Here is a 14806-nt window from a genome sequence, read left to right as displayed (position 1 = left end):
CCCGCCAAGACCCCACAGCAGGAAGAGGAACACCACGATGGTCACTATTCGGATGTACAAGCGCGACGAGGCGGGGGTGCTCCACTTCCGTGAGGCGCTCTATGACGAGGACGAAGGGCAGCTGATGCTTTCCTCCGGACCCGTGGGCTACGAAGGCTCGGCCAAGGTCCAAGAGGTGGCACCGGAAGCCGCGGAGGGCCTGCTGCACGCCTTTGCCGTCACCTCGGAGGAAGAGGGGTACGCGGAGATTGATCCGGCGGACCAGCACTGGGTCATCGTCCAGTACGCACTCAAGACCGCCGAAGGCACCGAGCGGGACCGCTACCTCGAGCACAAGGCCACCCAGGCCATTTCCTCGTACTTCCTGTGGCGGGGACTGGGGGAGGTGGACCACACGGAATTCGCACCGCGGAAGCTGAATATCTATTGCCTGGTCCCGGACGTGAACAAGGCAGTTGCAGGCCTGAAGGTAGTGCTGCGGGATCCGCTGCTCGACTTCACCAAGCTCACCATCGGATCGGCGCCCGTGGCGGACCTCTCCGCACTGAAGCAGCGGTACCCGCTTCCGGCCAAGCGACCCTTCACACTGGCCTAACTGCGTTATCCGCCCGCCGGCGCATTGCCGAGGGACAAACAAAAGAAGAGGGCCCGACCGGATGATCCGGTCGGGCCCTCTTCTGCACTGCCTTGCGGTTAGTGCTGTTCGATCGATGCCTGGTCGTCAGCCTTGGCTGCAACCTCGGACGGCGATTCGTGGTGATGCGCGTTCTCCAGCTCGGACGGCGTCACCGGAGCAACGCGGTCCTCGAAGAAGAAGCGGGAGAGCTTCGCGCGCCGCTTCTCCTTCCGGGAGACCTTGCCGTTGGCGTCCGGCTGGGCCGGGAGTGCCTTGTAGGAGTCAAAGTCCACCAGGCGGTAGCGCTTGTACTCGTCGAGCGGCTCATGCACCTCGATGTACTCACCGTGCGGGAGACGGACGATACGTCCGCTCTCAACACCGTGAAGGACAATCTCGCGGTCCTTGCGCTGCAGCGCCAGGGCGATGCGGCGGGCAATGATGAAGCCCAGGATCGGACCGACGAAGAACAGGACGCGGAGCCAGTACGTCACATCGTTCAGCGACACGTGGAAGTGCGTGGCGATGAGGTCGGAGCTGGCAGCAGCCCACATGACGCAGTAGAACGTGATGCCTGCAACGCCGACGGCGGTGCGGTACGGAGCGTTGCGCGGGCGGTCCAGCAGGTTGTGGACCCGCTTGTCCTTGGTCAGCCAGGCTTCGATCCACGGCCATGCGAAGAGCAGGGTGAAGACGAGGCCTGCCGGGCCCAGGGCCGGGAGCAGCACGTTCAGCGACAGGGTGTTATCGCCCCAAGGGAACGGGATGACCCATTCCAGCGGGAACGCCCCGATGAATCCGGGCATCAGGCGCAGGGCGCCGTCGACCCAACCGATGTACCAGTCGGGCTGGGTACCGGCGGACACGGGCGAGGGATCGTAGGGACCGTAGTTCCAGATCGGGTTGATGGTGAAGAAGCCCGCGATGATCGCAATCACGCCGAAGACGATGAAGAAGAAGCCGCCGGCCTTCGCTGCGTAGACCGGGCCTACCGGGTAGCCGACAACGTTGTTGTTGGTCCGGCCGGGGCCGCGGAACTGCGTGTGCTTGTGGATAACCACCATGAACAGGTGGATGGCAATCATCAGCAGGATCAGCGCCGGAACCAGGAGGATGTGCAGCATGTAGAGGCGGCCGATAATCGCGGTTCCGGGGAATTCACCTCCGAAGAGGAAGAAGCTGATGTAGGTTCCTACCACCGGGACCGACTTGATGACGCCGTCGATGATGCGCAGGCCGTTGCCGGAGAGCAGGTCATCGGGGAGGGAGTAGCCGGTGAAGCCCGCAGCCAGGGACAGGATCAGCAGGACGCCGCCCACCACCCAGTTGAGTTCGCGGGGCTTGCGGAAGGCGCCGGTGAAGAACACGCGGAGCATGTGCACCGAGACGGCTGCTACGAAGAGCAGGGCCGACCAGTGGTGTACCTGGCGCATGAAGAGGCCGCCGCGGACATCGAAGGAGATGTTCAGGGAGGACTCGTAGGCCACGGACATTTCGACGCCGCGAAGCGGTACGTAGCTGCCTTCGTAATGCGTTTCCGCCATGGACGGATCGAAGAAGAACGTCAGGAACGTTCCGGTCAGCAGCAGGATGACGAAGCAGTACAGCGCAACTTCGCCGAACATGAACGACCAGTGGTCGGGGAAGACCTTGCGGCCGAGCCCCTTGACTATGCCGGAACCGTTGACGCGGGAGTCAACGAAGTTGGTGACCCGTCCCAGACGGGTCTTGGCCTCGTAAGGCGTGGCAGAGGGAACACTCATGATCAGCCACGCTCCCAGTAGCTCGGTCCGACAGGTTCTTCGAAGTCGCGCTGGGCGACCAGGTAGCCCTCGCTGTCGACCTCGATCGGCAGCTGCGGCAGTGCGTGCCCGGCCGGTCCGAAGATGACTTTGCATTCCTGCGTGACATCGAAGGTCGACTGGTGGCACGGGCACAGCAGGTGGTGCGTCTGCTGCTCGTAAAGGGCAACAGGGCATCCAACGTGCGTGCAGATCTTGGAGTAGGCGACAATGCCGTCCACTGCCCAGTCTTCGCGTCCGGGGGAGGGATTCAGGTCCTCGGGGTTCAGGCGCATCAGCAGGACAACTGCCTTGGCCTTTTCCTCAAGCTTGTGCTCGGGCAGGTCGTTCAGACCGTCCGGGATGACGTGGAACGCAGAGCCCAGGGTGACATCCGAAGCCTTGATGGGCGTGCCGCTGGGGTCGCGCACCAGGCGGGTTCCCTCTTTCCACATGGTGTGGCGAAGGGTGTTGCCCGGAAGCGGGCCGAGGTCCCGGAAGACGGCGATGGCCGGCAGCGGTGCCAGGACCATGGCGCCGAGGAGAGTGTTGCGGATCAGGGGACGGCGCTTGATGCCCGTTTCCTCGATGATGTCCCCAACCATCTTCTCCGCGACCACGCGGTCCTCTTCAGGACGGATCTCGTGACGGTCTTCGGTGATCTCGTGGTCCGGCATAAGCGTCTTTGCCCAGTGGACAATGCCGACGCCGATTCCAAGCATCGCGAACGCGGTGCCGAGTCCCAGGAGGATGTTCTGCAGCCGCAGTTCAGCGATGCTGGCATTATCCAGGTGGATGCTGAAGTACCCGATGAAAAATACGATGGTGCCGATGATCGACACGATGAACAGGCTCGCCACCTGCCGCTCTGCCCGCTTTTCGGCGCGGGGATTTGTGTCGGCTAGACGAGGGCGGTGTGGGGGAAGTCCCGGATTCTGGAACTTCTCCTCATCTCCCTGGCCAGCCGTAGCGACGGTGCCCGAGGTGTTCGGACTGCCGTGACTATGGTCGCCCATGATCCCCCTCATCCTTCTCTGAAAACTGCATTTATAGACCTATATGTAACTGTGATGTCACCCGTGGAGGTGAGCGCGGCTGTGGTTAGGAAGACCGGGAGGTCAACCAGATGGTGAAAGCGATGATGATTCCCAGACCAGCGGTCCAGATGAACAGACCCTCGGAAACCGGACCGAGCGAGCCCAGCTGGGCTCCACCGGGGGAGCCGCTGGATTCGATGTCCTTGAGGAACGTGATGATGTCCTGCTTGTCCTCGGGAGTGATGTTGGTGTCGCTGAAGACAGGCATGTTCTGCGGGCCGGTGACCATGGCCTCGTAGATGTGCTTTTCGCTGACGCCGTCCAGGCTCGGAGCGAACTTGCCCCGGGTCAGTGCACCGCCGGCAGCTGCTGCGTTGTGGCACATGGCGCAGTTCACGCGGAAGAGCTCACCGCCGTTGGCGGCTGCCTCTTCGTCTGTGGTGTCCGGCTCAAGGTATTCCGAGTCCGGAACCGAAGGTCCGGCACCGAGGCTGGAAACGTAGGCAGCCAGGTCAGCGGTCTGGTCTTCGTCAAACTGGACCGGCTTCTGCTGGGCCTGCGGGCCCTGCATGGCCATCGGCATGCGGCCGGTGCCAACCTGGAAGTCGACCGATGCTGCGCCGACGCCTACCAGCGAAGGACCGTTTTCGGTGCCCGTGGCTTCAATGCCGTGGCACGTTGCACAGTTGGCGACGAAGAGCTTCTCGCCCTCGCTGACGTCTTCGGCAGTGTACGTGGTGGTAGCCGCCTGGGCCTGGTTGGCTCCGTTGGCTACGGCATAGAGACCACCCGTAACGAGGAGTCCCAGCAGCAGCAGCGCGACTGCTGCGAGGGGATGACGCCGCCTTTGCGATAGTGCCTTCACTTCGTAGTTCCTAACTTATGTGGTCTTTGGGAAACTTGTGCCACTTTGAAGTATTTCGTGGGGTGCGATCCTCAAGCAGTGTTACTTGAGGAAGTAAATGATGACGAACAGGGCAATCCAGACCACATCAACGAAGTGCCAGTAGTACGAAGTTACGATCGCCGAAGTTGCTTCGAAGTGTCCGAAGCGCTTGGCGGCGTAGGCACGGCCGATGATGAAGAGGAACGCGATCAGGCCGCCGGTCACGTGCAGGCCGTGGAAACCGGTGGTGAGGTAGAACGCGGAACCGTAGGAGTTCGACGAGAGGGAGACGCCTTCAGAGACGAGCATGGCGTATTCGTAGGCCTGTACGGAGACGAAGATGGCTCCGAGTACGAAGGTCAGCAGGAACCACTCAGTCATGCCCCAACGGGAGAACTTCAGGAGCCCTCCGGTGCGGCGTGCCTGGAGTCGTTCTGCGGCGAAGACGCCGAACTGGCAGGTGAAGGAGCTGGAAACAAGGATCACCGTGTTCACGAAAGCGAACGGAACGTTCAGCTTCTCGGTCTCCATGGCCCACAGTTCGCTCGAAACCGAGCGGAGAGTGAAATACATGGCGAAGAGGGCAGCAAAGAACATCAGTTCGCTGGAGAGCCACACCACGGTTCCTACGGAAACCATATTGGGGCGGTTCAGCGTGGGGTGAGCCGGGGTACTGGGGGCATGGGTCGCTGTTGTCACATAGACATTATGGCGGTAAAACTGCCCAGTTCTCCAACAGATCAGGGCCGACGGCGCGTCCAAAGTCAGCCACGGCGCCCCGGATCCCTGTATTGGCGCGGAAATAGGCCTCGCAGAAAGAAATCAGCTTTTTCTACGAAACGTAGATAACCTAGGGTGTGTGACTACGATTCCGAGTTCCGGTGACACCTGGCCGAGCCTGATTAATGCCCTCATTGGAGGCGAAAACCTCTCCACCGAACAGACCCGATGGGCGATGGCCACCATCATGGCGGGCAACGCCACGGACTCGCAGATTGCTGGGTTCCTCGTGGCGCTGCGGGCCAAGGGCGAAACCGTCGATGAGCTCACCGGGCTGGTCGAGGCCATGGTTGCCAGCGCCCGGCCCATCAACATCCCGGGGGAGACCCTCGACATCGTGGGCACCGGCGGGGACCGCCACAACACCGTGAACATCTCCTCCATGGCTGCACTCGTGTGCGCCGGTGCGGGCGCGAAGGTGGTCAAGCACGGAAACCGTGCTGCGTCGTCGGCCTCCGGATCCGCGGATGTCATTGAAGCGTTGGGGGTCCGGCTGGATCTGTCCGTGGAGCGGGTGGCGCAGGCTGCTGTTGAAGCCGGCATCACGTTCTGCTTTGCCCAGGTCTTCCACCCGTCCATGCGCTTCGCCGCCGTACCCCGCCGCGAAATGGGGGTGGCCACGGCCTTCAACTTCATGGGGCCGCTGACAAATCCGTCCAACCCCAGCGCCTCGGCCATTGGTGTCGCAGACGCCCGGCTGGCACCGCTGATGGCCGGCGTGCTCGCACGGCGCGGTGTGCGCGCCCTGGTGTTCCGCGGCGACGACGGGCTCGACGAGATGACCACCACCGGCGTCTCTACCGTCTGGGAAGTCCGTAACGGGGCCGTAGAGGAGTCCGTAGTGGATCCCTTGGATCTCGGGATCAGCCGGGCCACGCTGGAGGATCTGCGGGGCGGTGACGCCGCCGCGAATGCGGCAGTGGTGCGCAGCGTACTGGCGGGGGACAAGGGACCGGTGCGGGACGCCGTCGTACTGAACGCGGCAGCGGCACTGGTGGCCCTGGACAGCGAGGCGGACGGCCCGCTGATCGACCGGCTGTCCCGCGGCCTGGTCCGTGCCTGCGAGTCGATTGACAGCGGCGCGGCCCAGGCAGCGCTGGACCGCTGGGTGGCCGTTACGCAGTAAGCTCCGGCGGTCAGGCCGCCGGGGTTTGCTAGCTGTCGAAGCCCAGCGAGAACGCCGCGTCCAGGTCATGCTGCGAGTAGGCACGGAACGCGATCTGCGTGGTGGTTCCGATCACGCCGTCGACCTTGGACAGGCGGTTGGCAATCGCATCGGCGAGGTCCTCGTGGCGCTGCACCCGTGCGATGGCAATCAGGTCGCATTCGCCGGTCACTGAGTAGACCTCGCTGATGCCGTCGATCTCGGAGATTTCCTCGGCGCATTCCGGGATCCTGGCGGAGTCGGTCTGGATGAGTACGAAAGCGGTGATCATGGAGGGCCTTCCCTGCGGGTCTTTTAGCGCGGTGGCTTCTAAATGCGGTGGCGTCTAAATGCGGTTGCGTTGAGTGGTGCTCTCTTTGAGCCTAGTGGATGGAACGGCGCCGGCGGCGGGAAAGCACTGTCCACACTGCTCGCTGGCCGAGCAGGAACACCCCGAGCACTGCGAGGGTGACTACTTGGAAGCTGACGGCGGTGCCGCCGCCGGCCAGCGCACGGATACCCAGGCCGGCGGCTACGGTTCCGAGCCAGATGACGACGCCGTCGGGCCATAGCCGTGCCGGACGCCGCCAGGCGCGCATGGCCGCCCAGGAGAGCAGGCAGGCCAGCAGGAACGGCAGCGCGGTGGTGAGGATGCCGAGCATGGCCAAGCCGTGTTCGTGGCTTTGCCGGCCGAGTGCGGCGAAAACGACGATGAGGACGAGGTCCGAAGCGAGAACCCAGGGCCAGGTCCGGACGGCCGTTGCGGATCGAACGGTCGTGTCTGTCATGCGGAGTCCTCCCGGGCGGGATGGGTGGAGCGTTTGTCGCGGACGTAGGGGCCGAGGAGCTCCCGGACGCGCTCCTCGACTGTCTCCCGGGCGGTACCGGATTCCAGCAGCCGGGTGGACGAGTGCACGATGGCGTTGATGAGCTCGGCAGTGACCTGCGGCTCCGGCACCCCCAGCAGCGTGAGCGTGTCCATCAGCGGGGTCAGCAGCTGGCGGTGCATCATGGCACTTTGGTTGTTCAGTTCCTCGCCGGGGGCGACGGCGGCCAGCGCATTGCCGACGGCGTGTTCGCCCTCTGCGACGAGCGCGATGTTGGTCAGGACGTACGCCAGGATGCGGTCTGCGGGATCCGGTTCCGCATCCATGGCCTCGCGCACCCGGCGGGTCCAGCGCGGAAACACATCCAGCACCAGGGCGTGCAGCAGGTCCTGGCGGGACTTGTAGTACTGGTAGGCACTCGGACGGGCGAGGCCCGCCAGCGCGGCCACTTCGGCCATGCTGGGGGCCTCGCCCGTGCGGGCCAGGAGGGTGCGTGCCGCATCGAGCAGCGCCCGCTGCTGTGCCGCCCGGTGTTCGGCCACCGTGGGGGCAGTAATTCGGGGCACTTATGCCCTCCTGTTCGTGCTCTGGCTAGCTTGAGAGGCGACCATCCACCATCTCGACGACGCGGTCGCAATGGTGCAGGACGTCGTGATCGTGCGTCACCATAACTGTAGCAACGCCGCGCTCATGGGTTTCCCGGGCGAGCAGGGCAACCACGTCCTGGCTGCGGGCGCGGTCCAGTGCTGCAGTGGGCTCATCCACAAGCAGCAGCGAGGGCCGGTTTACCAGCGAGCGGGCAATGCCGACGCGCTGGCGCTCACCGCCGGACAGCTGGTCCGGACGGCTCCGGGCCTTGTGGTCCATGCCCACTGCCGCCAGGAGCTCCAGCGGATCGAGCGTGTCCCGGCTTCCGGCAAGCTTCTGCATCAGGCGCAGCTGTTCCACCGAATTCAGTGCCGGAATCAGGTTCCCGGACTGGAACACGAAGCCGATCTCCTGCAGGCGGAACCGGGCCCGGGCCGCCTTGCCCAAGGTGCCCAGATCCACACCGTTGACCCGGACCGTTCCGGAATCGGGGGTGGTGAGGGCCCCGGCCACGGCCAGCAGGCTGGATTTTCCGGCGCCGGACGGGCCGACGATGGCGACCATCTCACCGGGCCGGACGGTCAGCGACACGTTATCCAGGGCCTGCACCGTGCTGTCACCGTCGCCAAGGGCGAGGTTTGCGGACTCGATCAGCAGTCCGCCGGTACGCGTGCCGGGGGTGCGTTCTTCAGTGGCGGTGCTCATCTCTGTCCTCCAAGGGCTGCAAGGGGATCTACGCGGGAAATCCGGACGATGGCCAGGGCGGCGCCCACCAGGCCCAGGACGATCGTCAGGACCGTGGCCGTCACGATGGGAGTGGCCTCAAGCGCGAAAGGCATGGCCGTACCGCTCAGTCCGGCCCCCATGGCGAGGCCGGCGAGAATGCCGACGACGGTGGAGGTCACCAGGATGATGGCCGCCTGGAGCAGTCCGTCACGCAGCAGGTAGCCGGTGGAGGCGCCTACGGCGCGCAGCACCGCAAGTTCATGCTTCCGCTGGATGGTCCAGACCGTGAAGAACGCTCCGACCACGAGGGCGCAGATGGCGTACAGGAAGATCTGGATCATTTCCAGGGTCATGGTTTCGGCGGAGTAGCCGGGGGAGGCGTTGAAGGACTCCGCCAGGGTCGAGGTGACCGTTCCGGCGGCTTCATCGCCGGCGGCGTAATCGATGTCCGCACCGTCGGCTGCCTTCAGGGCAACCGTGCTGGCGGTGTCGAAGTCGACGCGGGACATGGTGTCAGTGGTCGGCGTTCCGGGGGCACTCTGTCCGCTGGCCAGGTACTGCCAGGTGTCCAGCGGGAGGTAGGCGAGGTCAACGTGTCCGAAAGTCTCCTGGCCGTCGGTGTAGCCCACTACGGTCAGCTCGACGCCGATCCGCTCCAGGGTGACGACGTCGCCGATGTGCAGGCCTTCTTCGGCTGCGGTGGCGGACACCACGATCTCGTTCGGGGCGGCCATGCTGCGGCCCTCGCCGACGCTCGGGGCCAGGAAGGAACCGGGCTCGATCCCGAACAGGGCCAGGTCAACCTGGGTGCCGTTGCCGGTGGTGCCATTCATCATGGCGGTGCCCATCAGTGCGGACTCTTCCACGCCGGGCTGCTCGGCCCAGACGGCGGCCTGGTGCTCGTCCACCACGCTGCGGGAAAAGGCATTGTCGGTCTTGGTGCCCTCGTTGAAGGCGAAGGCGGTGGCTGGCATGGCTTTCAGGCCGGACACGCCGTCGTTGACGAGTCCGGAGGACAAGCCGGATAGAAGGACCATAAGAACGGCGATGAGGGCGACGACGCCACCCATCAGTCCGAACCTGGCCCGGGCAAAACGCAACTCTCGAAGCGCTAGGAACATCGGAACCCCTTGGTGGATTGCTGGAAATGTTGCCAACACCGTGTTGGGAACATACCAACATCATGTCAGAAAAAGACCGGCTGGGCGAAATGCGCGCACTGGAGCTGCCCGGCCCGGGCCGGGCAAAGACAGGGGAGTGGCCTGGGCGCAGCCCGTCTGCTGCGTAGGTTCCGTGCCGGCGCACGGCTTCGCGGCGGGTGCAGGGGGACGACGTCGGCTGCAGGCCGTATCGGGCTGATCAACCAGCCGGCACTGTTCGTGCGTGTGATGGTTCTGCCGACCGTGCTGGACCGGCATCCCGCGGGCGTGGGGCGGGGCGGTGTGGGCGGTGCGGTCGGTGGCAGGGACGGTTCCAGTTGCTGGTTGCCGATCCCCGCGGGGGCGCCGGCCCAGGTCTTACTGCGGCCGGGCGCACTGCGGCCGCGCGCACTGCGCCGGGCGAGCCGCCGGCGCCGGGAGGTAGTCCTCACCGGCGCCAACGGTTCCGCCGAAGGGCGGTTGGGTTGGTTAGGACCAGATGTCGTCGCCGCGCAGCGTGGCGTCGGCGCCGCCGTCGGTGTAGATGGTCTGCCCCGTGGTGTGGGTGTTCTCTTCGGAGGTCAGCCAGACCAGGAGGCGGGCAATAACTTCCGGTTCCGAGTGGCCGTTCAGCGGCATGGGCACGTTGGAATCCACCATGGCCCGGCCTTCAGGGGTGGACAGCAGGTCTCGCGTCATGGTGGAGAGCACGGTGCCCGGTGCAACCGCGTTCAGCGGAATCCCGGCGCCGGCAAAGGCGGGGGTGATGCTCTCGCGGCGGACCCAGCGGCTCAGTGCCCGCTTGCTGGACGGGTAGTTCAGGTAACCGGTCTGGGGGCCGTTGTCGGCAAGCGCCTGGCCGATCCGCAGGGCTTCCTCCTCGTTGCCGGCGAGCATGGCGTCGACAAGTTCGGGGGAGTTGGGCTGCAGGCTCGCCATGGAGCTGACGACGGCGGCGCGCGGGGCGCTGCTCTTCGCCAGGGTCGGGGCCAGTTCGGTCAGGAAATCCGTGACGCCGAAGAAGTTCACGGCAACGGTGATGGGTGCCGGAGCGGAAATGCCGGCGCACGCGATGACTGCGTCGACGTTCCCGCCGGCAAGTTCCACGGCCTTCGCGACGGCGGCGGAGCGGCCCTCGGGCTTGCTCAGGTCCGCTTCGACGTCGGCGTTGCGCAGGTCGACGCCGATGACGGTGTTGCCGCGCTCCTTCAGGATGGCGGCGGTTGCTGCTCCGATGCCGGAGGCGGATCCGGTCACAATGTAGGTTCTAGTCATGTTTACAGTGTAGACCTGTCAGCCTCGCCCCGGCGTTTCAATGCAGCAGTTCCTGCCAGTCCGGCGGCACCCGGTCAGCCGGTCCGGGAACAGACTGGCTATTCGGGTGGTGGGCCGGCGGGGCGAGCTCCGGCCCCGCGAAGACCGAGGACTCCGCGTAGTTCCAGAACCAGTCCTCCCCGGGTTCGAAGCTGCGGATCACGGGATGCCCGGACTGCTGTTCGTGAAGGGTGGCGTGCTGCCCGGGGGAGCTGTCGCAGCAGCCGATGTGCCCGCATTCGGCACACCGGCGCAGGTGGTACCACCACCCCTGCTGCTCGGCGCATTCCACACAGCCCGGGCCGCTGGGCGGAACTGAAACGTTGATACCGGGGATCGGGTCCATGACGGACCTCCTTTGAGGTACGGGCTGATCATCAGTACCGGCCGGCATACGGGAATGCCGTCCCCACCACGTTAGCCACCCGGCCGTCCCCGTCAACAGGTGCCGGGCGCAACAGGTCCCGGATCCGGGACCCGGGTCCGGACTAGGCCAGCCAGGCGGTGGTGTCGGGCGGCAGCAGGCCGCCCTCGAGTGCGCCGCTGCTGAGCAGCACGGATCCTTCCGGCAGTTCGATGGCTGCGTCGCCGAAGTTGGTGATGCTCTGCCACCCGCCGGGCCGTTGGAAGTGCAGCACGGTAGCCGCGCTCCGGACCCAGAGCAGTTCCTCCGGACCCTGCTGCTTTCCGCGCAGCTCCAAGGCACGGCGGTAGAAATTCAGGGTCGAGTCCCCGTCCTGCTCCTGGGCGGAGACGGCAGCCCGCGCGAAGTCGCCGGGCTGGGGCAGATGGGCGGCACCGGTGCCGAAGCCGAAGGACGGGCCTTCCGCGGTCCAGGGCAGGGGTACCCGGCACCCGTCACGGCCCTTGTCCACACCCGCGTTGCGGTGGAACGTTGGATCCTGCCGGTCTGCGTCCGGGATGTCCGCCACTTCGTGCAGGCCCAGTTCCTCCCCCTGGTACAGGTAGGCCGAACCCGGCAGCGCGAGCATCAGCAGCGTGGCGGCCCGCGCCCGGCGCAGGCCCAGCTCACGGTCCAGCGCCGGTTCGGTGCCGCCCGAGAAGACCCACGCTTTTCCGTCCTGTCCTTTTTTACTCCCTGCCGGAGCGGGCGGCAGGCCGTACCGCGTGGCGTGCCGGACGACGTCGTGGTTGGACAGCACCCAGGTGGAGGAGGCTCCGGTGGCAGCGGCCTGGTCCAGGTTGGCAGTGATGACCTCCCGGAACCGGGCGGCATCGAAGTCCGCCTGGAGCAGGTCGAAGTTGAACGCCTGGCCCAGGCCTTCGGGACTGGCGTACCGCCCGCGGCGCGAGGCATGCACCCAGGCCTCGGCAACCGCCGTGCGCGGAGGATCGTACTCGTTGAACAGCTTCCGCCACTCGGCATAGATTTGGTGGACCTCGTCACGGTCCCAGAACGGGTGGCCGCCGTCGACACCGTCACCTTCCGGCGTCAGCTCGGCACTGGCTGCCAGGGGCTCGGTAAGGTCCTTCGCCAGTGCGTGGGCCACATCGATCCGGAAGCCGTCCACACCGCGGTCGGACCAGAAGCGCAGGGTGGTGAGGAACTCCGCGCGCACCTCGGGGTTCTCCCAGTTGAAATCGGGCTGTTCCGGGGCGAACAGGTGCAGGTACCACTGCCCGTCCGGCACCTGCTCCCAGGCGCTGCCGCCGAAGACGGACTGCCAGTCCGAGGGCGGCAGGCTTCCGCCGGGTCCTGTTCCGTCCCGGAAGATGTACCGGTTGCGGGCCGGGGAGCCCTTGGGGGACGCCAGCGCTTCCTGGAACCAGGCGTGGCGGTTGGAGGAGTGGTTCGGGACGATGTCCACGATCAGTTTGATGCCGCCGGAGTGCAGTGCCGCGGCAAGGTCATCGAAGTCGTCCAGGCCGCCCAGGCGCGGATCGACGGCGCGGTAGTCGTCGACGTCGTACCCGCCGTCGGCGAGCGCCGAGGGGTAGAACGGGCTCAGCCAGACGGCGTCGACCCCCAGCTGCGCAAGGTACGGAACCTTGGTCGTGATGCCGGGCAGGTCACCGAGGCCGTCTGCGTTCGAATCCGAGAAGCTGCGCGGATAGATCTGGTAGACGGCGGCCTGCCGCCACCAGTGCGGATCCTTCATCGGGTCGGCGTGGAACGGCTGTGCGGAAGCGGTCAAAGCGGTCCTTCGGGTATGCGGCGTTTATGCGTTCCCTGGACTCTACCAACGGGTGTGGCACAGCTGACATCTCAGGGGGCGGCGGCCCGGCGTTCGAGCACCTCCCGTTCGCGGCGGTTCCGGGCCAGGGCTGCGGCAGCGGAAAATTCGGCCCGGGCCTCCTCTGTCCGGCCGAGCCTTGCCAGCAGCTCGGCCCGCACACTGGGCAACAGATGGGATCCCCGCAGTGCACCTTCGGCCGCCAGGCGGTCCACGATGGCCAAGGCAGCTTCCGGGCCTGTCGCCATGGACACTGCCACCGCCCGGTTCAGTTCAACCACGGGACCGGGGGAGAGCCGCCCCAGTGCTTCGTAGAGCAGCACGATGCGGGGCCAGTCCGTGAGCCCGGGCCGTGCGGCCGTGGCGTGGCACTGCGCGATAGCGGCCTGCAGGGCATAGCTCCCGCGTGCGCGGCCGAGTTCCTCCGACAGCCCGTCGGCACGGGCAAGGCCGGCGGCGCCGCGGTGGATCTGCGCCCGGTCCCAGCGGGTGCGGTCCTGGTCCGCCAGCAGGACGGGCGCACCGCCGGGACCGGTGCGGGCGGCGAAGCGGGAGGCGGAGAATTCCATCAGGGCCACGAGCGCGTGTGCTTCCGGTACCCGGGGGACCAGCCCGGCGAGGACCCTTCCGATCCGCAGCGCTTCGTTCGCCAGGTCCGGCCGGGTCCAGTTCTCGCCGCTGGTCGCCGCGCACCCTTCGGTGAACATCAGGTAGATGACATGCAGCACCCCGCGCAGCCGCGGCGTCCACTCATTGGGCTCCGGCGGTTCAAAGGGAACCCTGGCCGCCGCCAGGGTTTTCCGGGCCCGGACAATGCGCTGCTGCACTGTGGCTGTGGGGACCAGGAACAGCCGGGCAATTTCGTCGGTGCGCAGCGACCCCACCACCCGCAGGGTCAAGGCAATCTGTGCCTCCGTGGAGAGCACCGGATGGCAGGCCGTGAACAGCAGCCGAAGCACATCATCGGGCAGCGGGTCCCACTCCGGGGCTGCCTCGTCCTGCGCCCGGCGTGCCAGCATCTCGTAGCGGTCCTGAAGCCGCTCGGCCCGCCGCCACCTGTCGATGGCCCGGCGTTTGGCCACCGTACTGATCCAGGCACCGGGGTTGCGGGGAATGCCGGTTCCGCTCCATGAGGCCAGGGCCTCGGCGACGGCGTCCTGCGCGGCGTCCTCGGCAAGGCCGACGTCGCCGGTCACCCGGGCCAGGGCGGCCACAATCCGGGCGCCTTCGATGCGCCACAGGGCATCGAGGCGTCCCCGGACTGCTGCCGCGGAATCCACGGCTATCTGTTCTCCGCGTTCAGGTTCTCCTCTTCCTGACGCCACAGCTCTTCCTTCCGGATGTATTCGTTGTCCGCAAAGTCGGCGAAATCGTCGGCTTCATTCACGCGCCGGACCTCGAGTTTGGACCCGGGGCCAAGCGGCGCACGGCTGGCCCACTCCGCGGCCTCCTCACGGGAGCCCACCTGCACAATCCAGAATCCGTTGAAGAGTTCGTGGGTTTCGCCGTAGGGGCCGTCGGTGACCAGCGGCGGATCCTCGGAGAAATCCACCACCAACCCGCTGCCCTCGGAGACGTCCGCCAGGCCTTCGCCTCCGATCATCACTCCGGCATTGATCATCGATTCGTTGTAGGCACCCATCTGGTTGATGATCTGCTCAAACGGGATGGCCTTGGACGCCTGCAGCGCCTCGTCGGTGGCCCGCATGATGAACATGTACTTCATGGCACTCTCCTTGCTGCTTGTTTTATGGAAGGTGCTGATGCGCCTCC

16 protein-coding genes are annotated in these 14806 nt (G+C 65.9%); 2 read left to right on the top strand and 14 right to left on the bottom strand.

Translation table 11 applies throughout. The annotated features are described in order from the left end of the window. The first annotated feature begins 37 nt into the window (after positions 1-37). Complete coding sequence (locus tag N2L00_RS08700; RefSeq protein WP_255862976.1) at positions 38-595, top strand: hypothetical protein; 558 nt, start codon at positions 38-40, stop codon at positions 593-595. A 98-nt stretch (positions 596-693) separates the two neighbouring features. Here the strand turns inward: N2L00_RS08700 and N2L00_RS08695 are convergent, their stop codons facing one another. From N2L00_RS08695 to N2L00_RS08680, 4 genes are all read right to left on the bottom strand, one after another. Beyond that, entirely contained in the window at positions 694-2379 is a 1686-nt protein-coding gene (locus N2L00_RS08695) for a ubiquinol-cytochrome c reductase cytochrome b subunit (RefSeq protein ID WP_255766269.1), read from the bottom strand. 2 nt (positions 2380-2381) lie between these two features. Further along, positions 2382-3413: a ubiquinol-cytochrome c reductase iron-sulfur subunit gene (locus N2L00_RS08690; RefSeq protein ID WP_255862977.1), complete on the bottom strand. Its 1032-nt coding sequence runs from the start codon at positions 3411-3413 to the stop codon at positions 2382-2384. Between the two features lie 85 nt (positions 3414-3498). After that, positions 3499-4299: a c-type cytochrome gene (locus N2L00_RS08685; RefSeq protein ID WP_255766267.1), complete on the bottom strand. Its 801-nt coding sequence runs from the start codon at positions 4297-4299 to the stop codon at positions 3499-3501. Positions 4300-4380: 81 nt separating this feature from the next. Then, positions 4381-5019: a heme-copper oxidase subunit III gene (locus N2L00_RS08680; protein ID WP_255766266.1), complete on the bottom strand. Its 639-nt coding sequence runs from the start codon at positions 5017-5019 to the stop codon at positions 4381-4383. A 160-nt stretch (positions 5020-5179) separates the two neighbouring features. Between N2L00_RS08680 and trpD the strand changes: the two genes are divergently transcribed. Beyond that, a complete protein-coding gene (gene trpD / locus N2L00_RS08675) occupies positions 5180-6226 on the top strand; it encodes an anthranilate phosphoribosyltransferase (RefSeq protein ID WP_255766265.1) in 1047 nt (348 codons plus the stop codon). Between the two features lie 28 nt (positions 6227-6254). On the opposite strand, the gene N2L00_RS08670 is transcribed toward trpD, so the two are convergent. The 10 genes from N2L00_RS08670 to N2L00_RS08625 all read right to left on the bottom strand — a co-directional run bounded on the left by N2L00_RS08670 (position 6255) and on the right by N2L00_RS08625 (position 14759). Continuing rightward, positions 6255-6536 (bottom strand): Lrp/AsnC family transcriptional regulator, encoded by a 282-nt coding sequence (locus N2L00_RS08670; RefSeq protein WP_227921514.1) that lies wholly within the window; start codon positions 6534-6536, stop codon positions 6255-6257. Positions 6537-6627: 91 nt separating this feature from the next. Beyond that, positions 6628-7032 carry a DUF3054 domain-containing protein gene (locus N2L00_RS08665; protein ID WP_255862978.1) on the bottom strand — a complete coding sequence of 135 codons (405 nt, stop codon included), beginning with the start codon at positions 7030-7032 and terminating at the stop codon, positions 6628-6630. Continuing rightward, positions 7029-7637, bottom strand: coding sequence for a TetR/AcrR family transcriptional regulator (locus N2L00_RS08660; protein WP_255766262.1), 609 nt, complete (start codon positions 7635-7637; stop codon positions 7029-7031). Before N2L00_RS08660 ends, N2L00_RS08665 begins: the two co-directional genes overlap by 4 nt. 25 nt (positions 7638-7662) lie before the next feature. Beyond that, on the bottom strand, positions 7663-8364 hold the full coding sequence (locus N2L00_RS08655) for an ABC transporter ATP-binding protein (RefSeq protein ID WP_255766261.1): 702 nt from the start codon (positions 8362-8364) through the stop codon (positions 7663-7665). After that, positions 8361-9506 (bottom strand): ABC transporter permease, encoded by a 1146-nt coding sequence (locus N2L00_RS08650; protein ID WP_255862979.1) that lies wholly within the window; start codon positions 9504-9506, stop codon positions 8361-8363. Before N2L00_RS08650 ends, N2L00_RS08655 begins: the two co-directional genes overlap by 4 nt. Before the next feature lie 507 nt (positions 9507-10013). Continuing rightward, positions 10014-10799 (bottom strand): SDR family oxidoreductase, encoded by a 786-nt coding sequence (locus tag N2L00_RS08645; protein WP_255862980.1) that lies wholly within the window; start codon positions 10797-10799, stop codon positions 10014-10016. Between the two features lie 37 nt (positions 10800-10836). Further along, positions 10837-11184 (bottom strand): UBP-type zinc finger domain-containing protein, encoded by a 348-nt coding sequence (locus N2L00_RS08640; protein ID WP_255862981.1) that lies wholly within the window; start codon positions 11182-11184, stop codon positions 10837-10839. Positions 11185-11326: 142 nt separating this feature from the next. Beyond that, complete coding sequence (locus N2L00_RS08635) at positions 11327-12958, bottom strand: glycoside hydrolase family 13 protein (protein ID WP_255863303.1); 1632 nt, start codon at positions 12956-12958, stop codon at positions 11327-11329. Positions 12959-13065: 107 nt separating this feature from the next. Continuing rightward, positions 13066-14313 (bottom strand): RNA polymerase sigma factor, encoded by a 1248-nt coding sequence (locus N2L00_RS08630; RefSeq protein ID WP_260554477.1) that lies wholly within the window; start codon positions 14311-14313, stop codon positions 13066-13068. Positions 14314-14315: 2 nt separating this feature from the next. Further along, positions 14316-14759, bottom strand: a complete 444-nt coding sequence (locus N2L00_RS08625) for a YciI family protein (protein WP_255766257.1) — start codon at positions 14757-14759, stop codon at positions 14316-14318. Between the last annotated feature and the right edge of the window lie 47 nt (positions 14760-14806).

The sequence above is a fragment of the Arthrobacter sp. zg-Y1171 genome, from assembly GCF_025244845.1.
Lineage (GTDB): Bacteria > Actinomycetota > Actinomycetes > Actinomycetales > Micrococcaceae > Arthrobacter_B.
Note: the sequence above shows the minus strand (reverse complement) of the source record. Positions and strands in the feature narration are given on the sequence as shown.

Bases quoted from the DNA above. Each gene is read 5' to 3' on its own strand.
- N2L00_RS08700 (WP_255862976.1), top strand. From the start codon at position 38: ATGGTCACTATTCGGATGTACAAGCGCGACGAGGCGGGGGTGCTCCAC.
- N2L00_RS08695 (WP_255766269.1), bottom strand. From the start codon at position 2,379: ATGAGTGTTCCCTCTGCCACGCCTTACGAGGCCAAGACCCGTCTGGGA.
- N2L00_RS08690 (WP_255862977.1), bottom strand. From the start codon at position 3,413: ATGGGCGACCATAGTCACGGCAGTCCGAACACCTCGGGCACCGTCGCT.
- N2L00_RS08670 (WP_227921514.1), bottom strand. From the start codon at position 6,536: ATGATCACCGCTTTCGTACTCATCCAGACCGACTCCGCCAGGATCCCG.
- N2L00_RS08665 (WP_255862978.1), bottom strand. From the start codon at position 7,032: ATGACAGACACGACCGTTCGATCCGCAACGGCCGTCCGGACCTGGCCC.
- N2L00_RS08655 (WP_255766261.1), bottom strand. From the start codon at position 8,364: ATGAGCACCGCCACTGAAGAACGCACCCCCGGCACGCGTACCGGCGGA.
- N2L00_RS08650 (WP_255862979.1), bottom strand. From the start codon at position 9,506: ATGTTCCTAGCGCTTCGAGAGTTGCGTTTTGCCCGGGCCAGGTTCGGA.
- N2L00_RS08645 (WP_255862980.1), bottom strand. From the start codon at position 10,799: ATGACTAGAACCTACATTGTGACCGGATCCGCCTCCGGCATCGGAGCA.
- N2L00_RS08640 (WP_255862981.1), bottom strand. From the start codon at position 11,184: ATGGACCCGATCCCCGGTATCAACGTTTCAGTTCCGCCCAGCGGCCCG.
- N2L00_RS08635 (WP_255863303.1), bottom strand. From the start codon at position 12,958: ATGAAGGATCCGCACTGGTGGCGGCAGGCCGCCGTCTACCAGATCTAT.
- N2L00_RS08625 (WP_255766257.1), bottom strand. From the start codon at position 14,759: ATGAAGTACATGTTCATCATGCGGGCCACCGACGAGGCGCTGCAGGCG.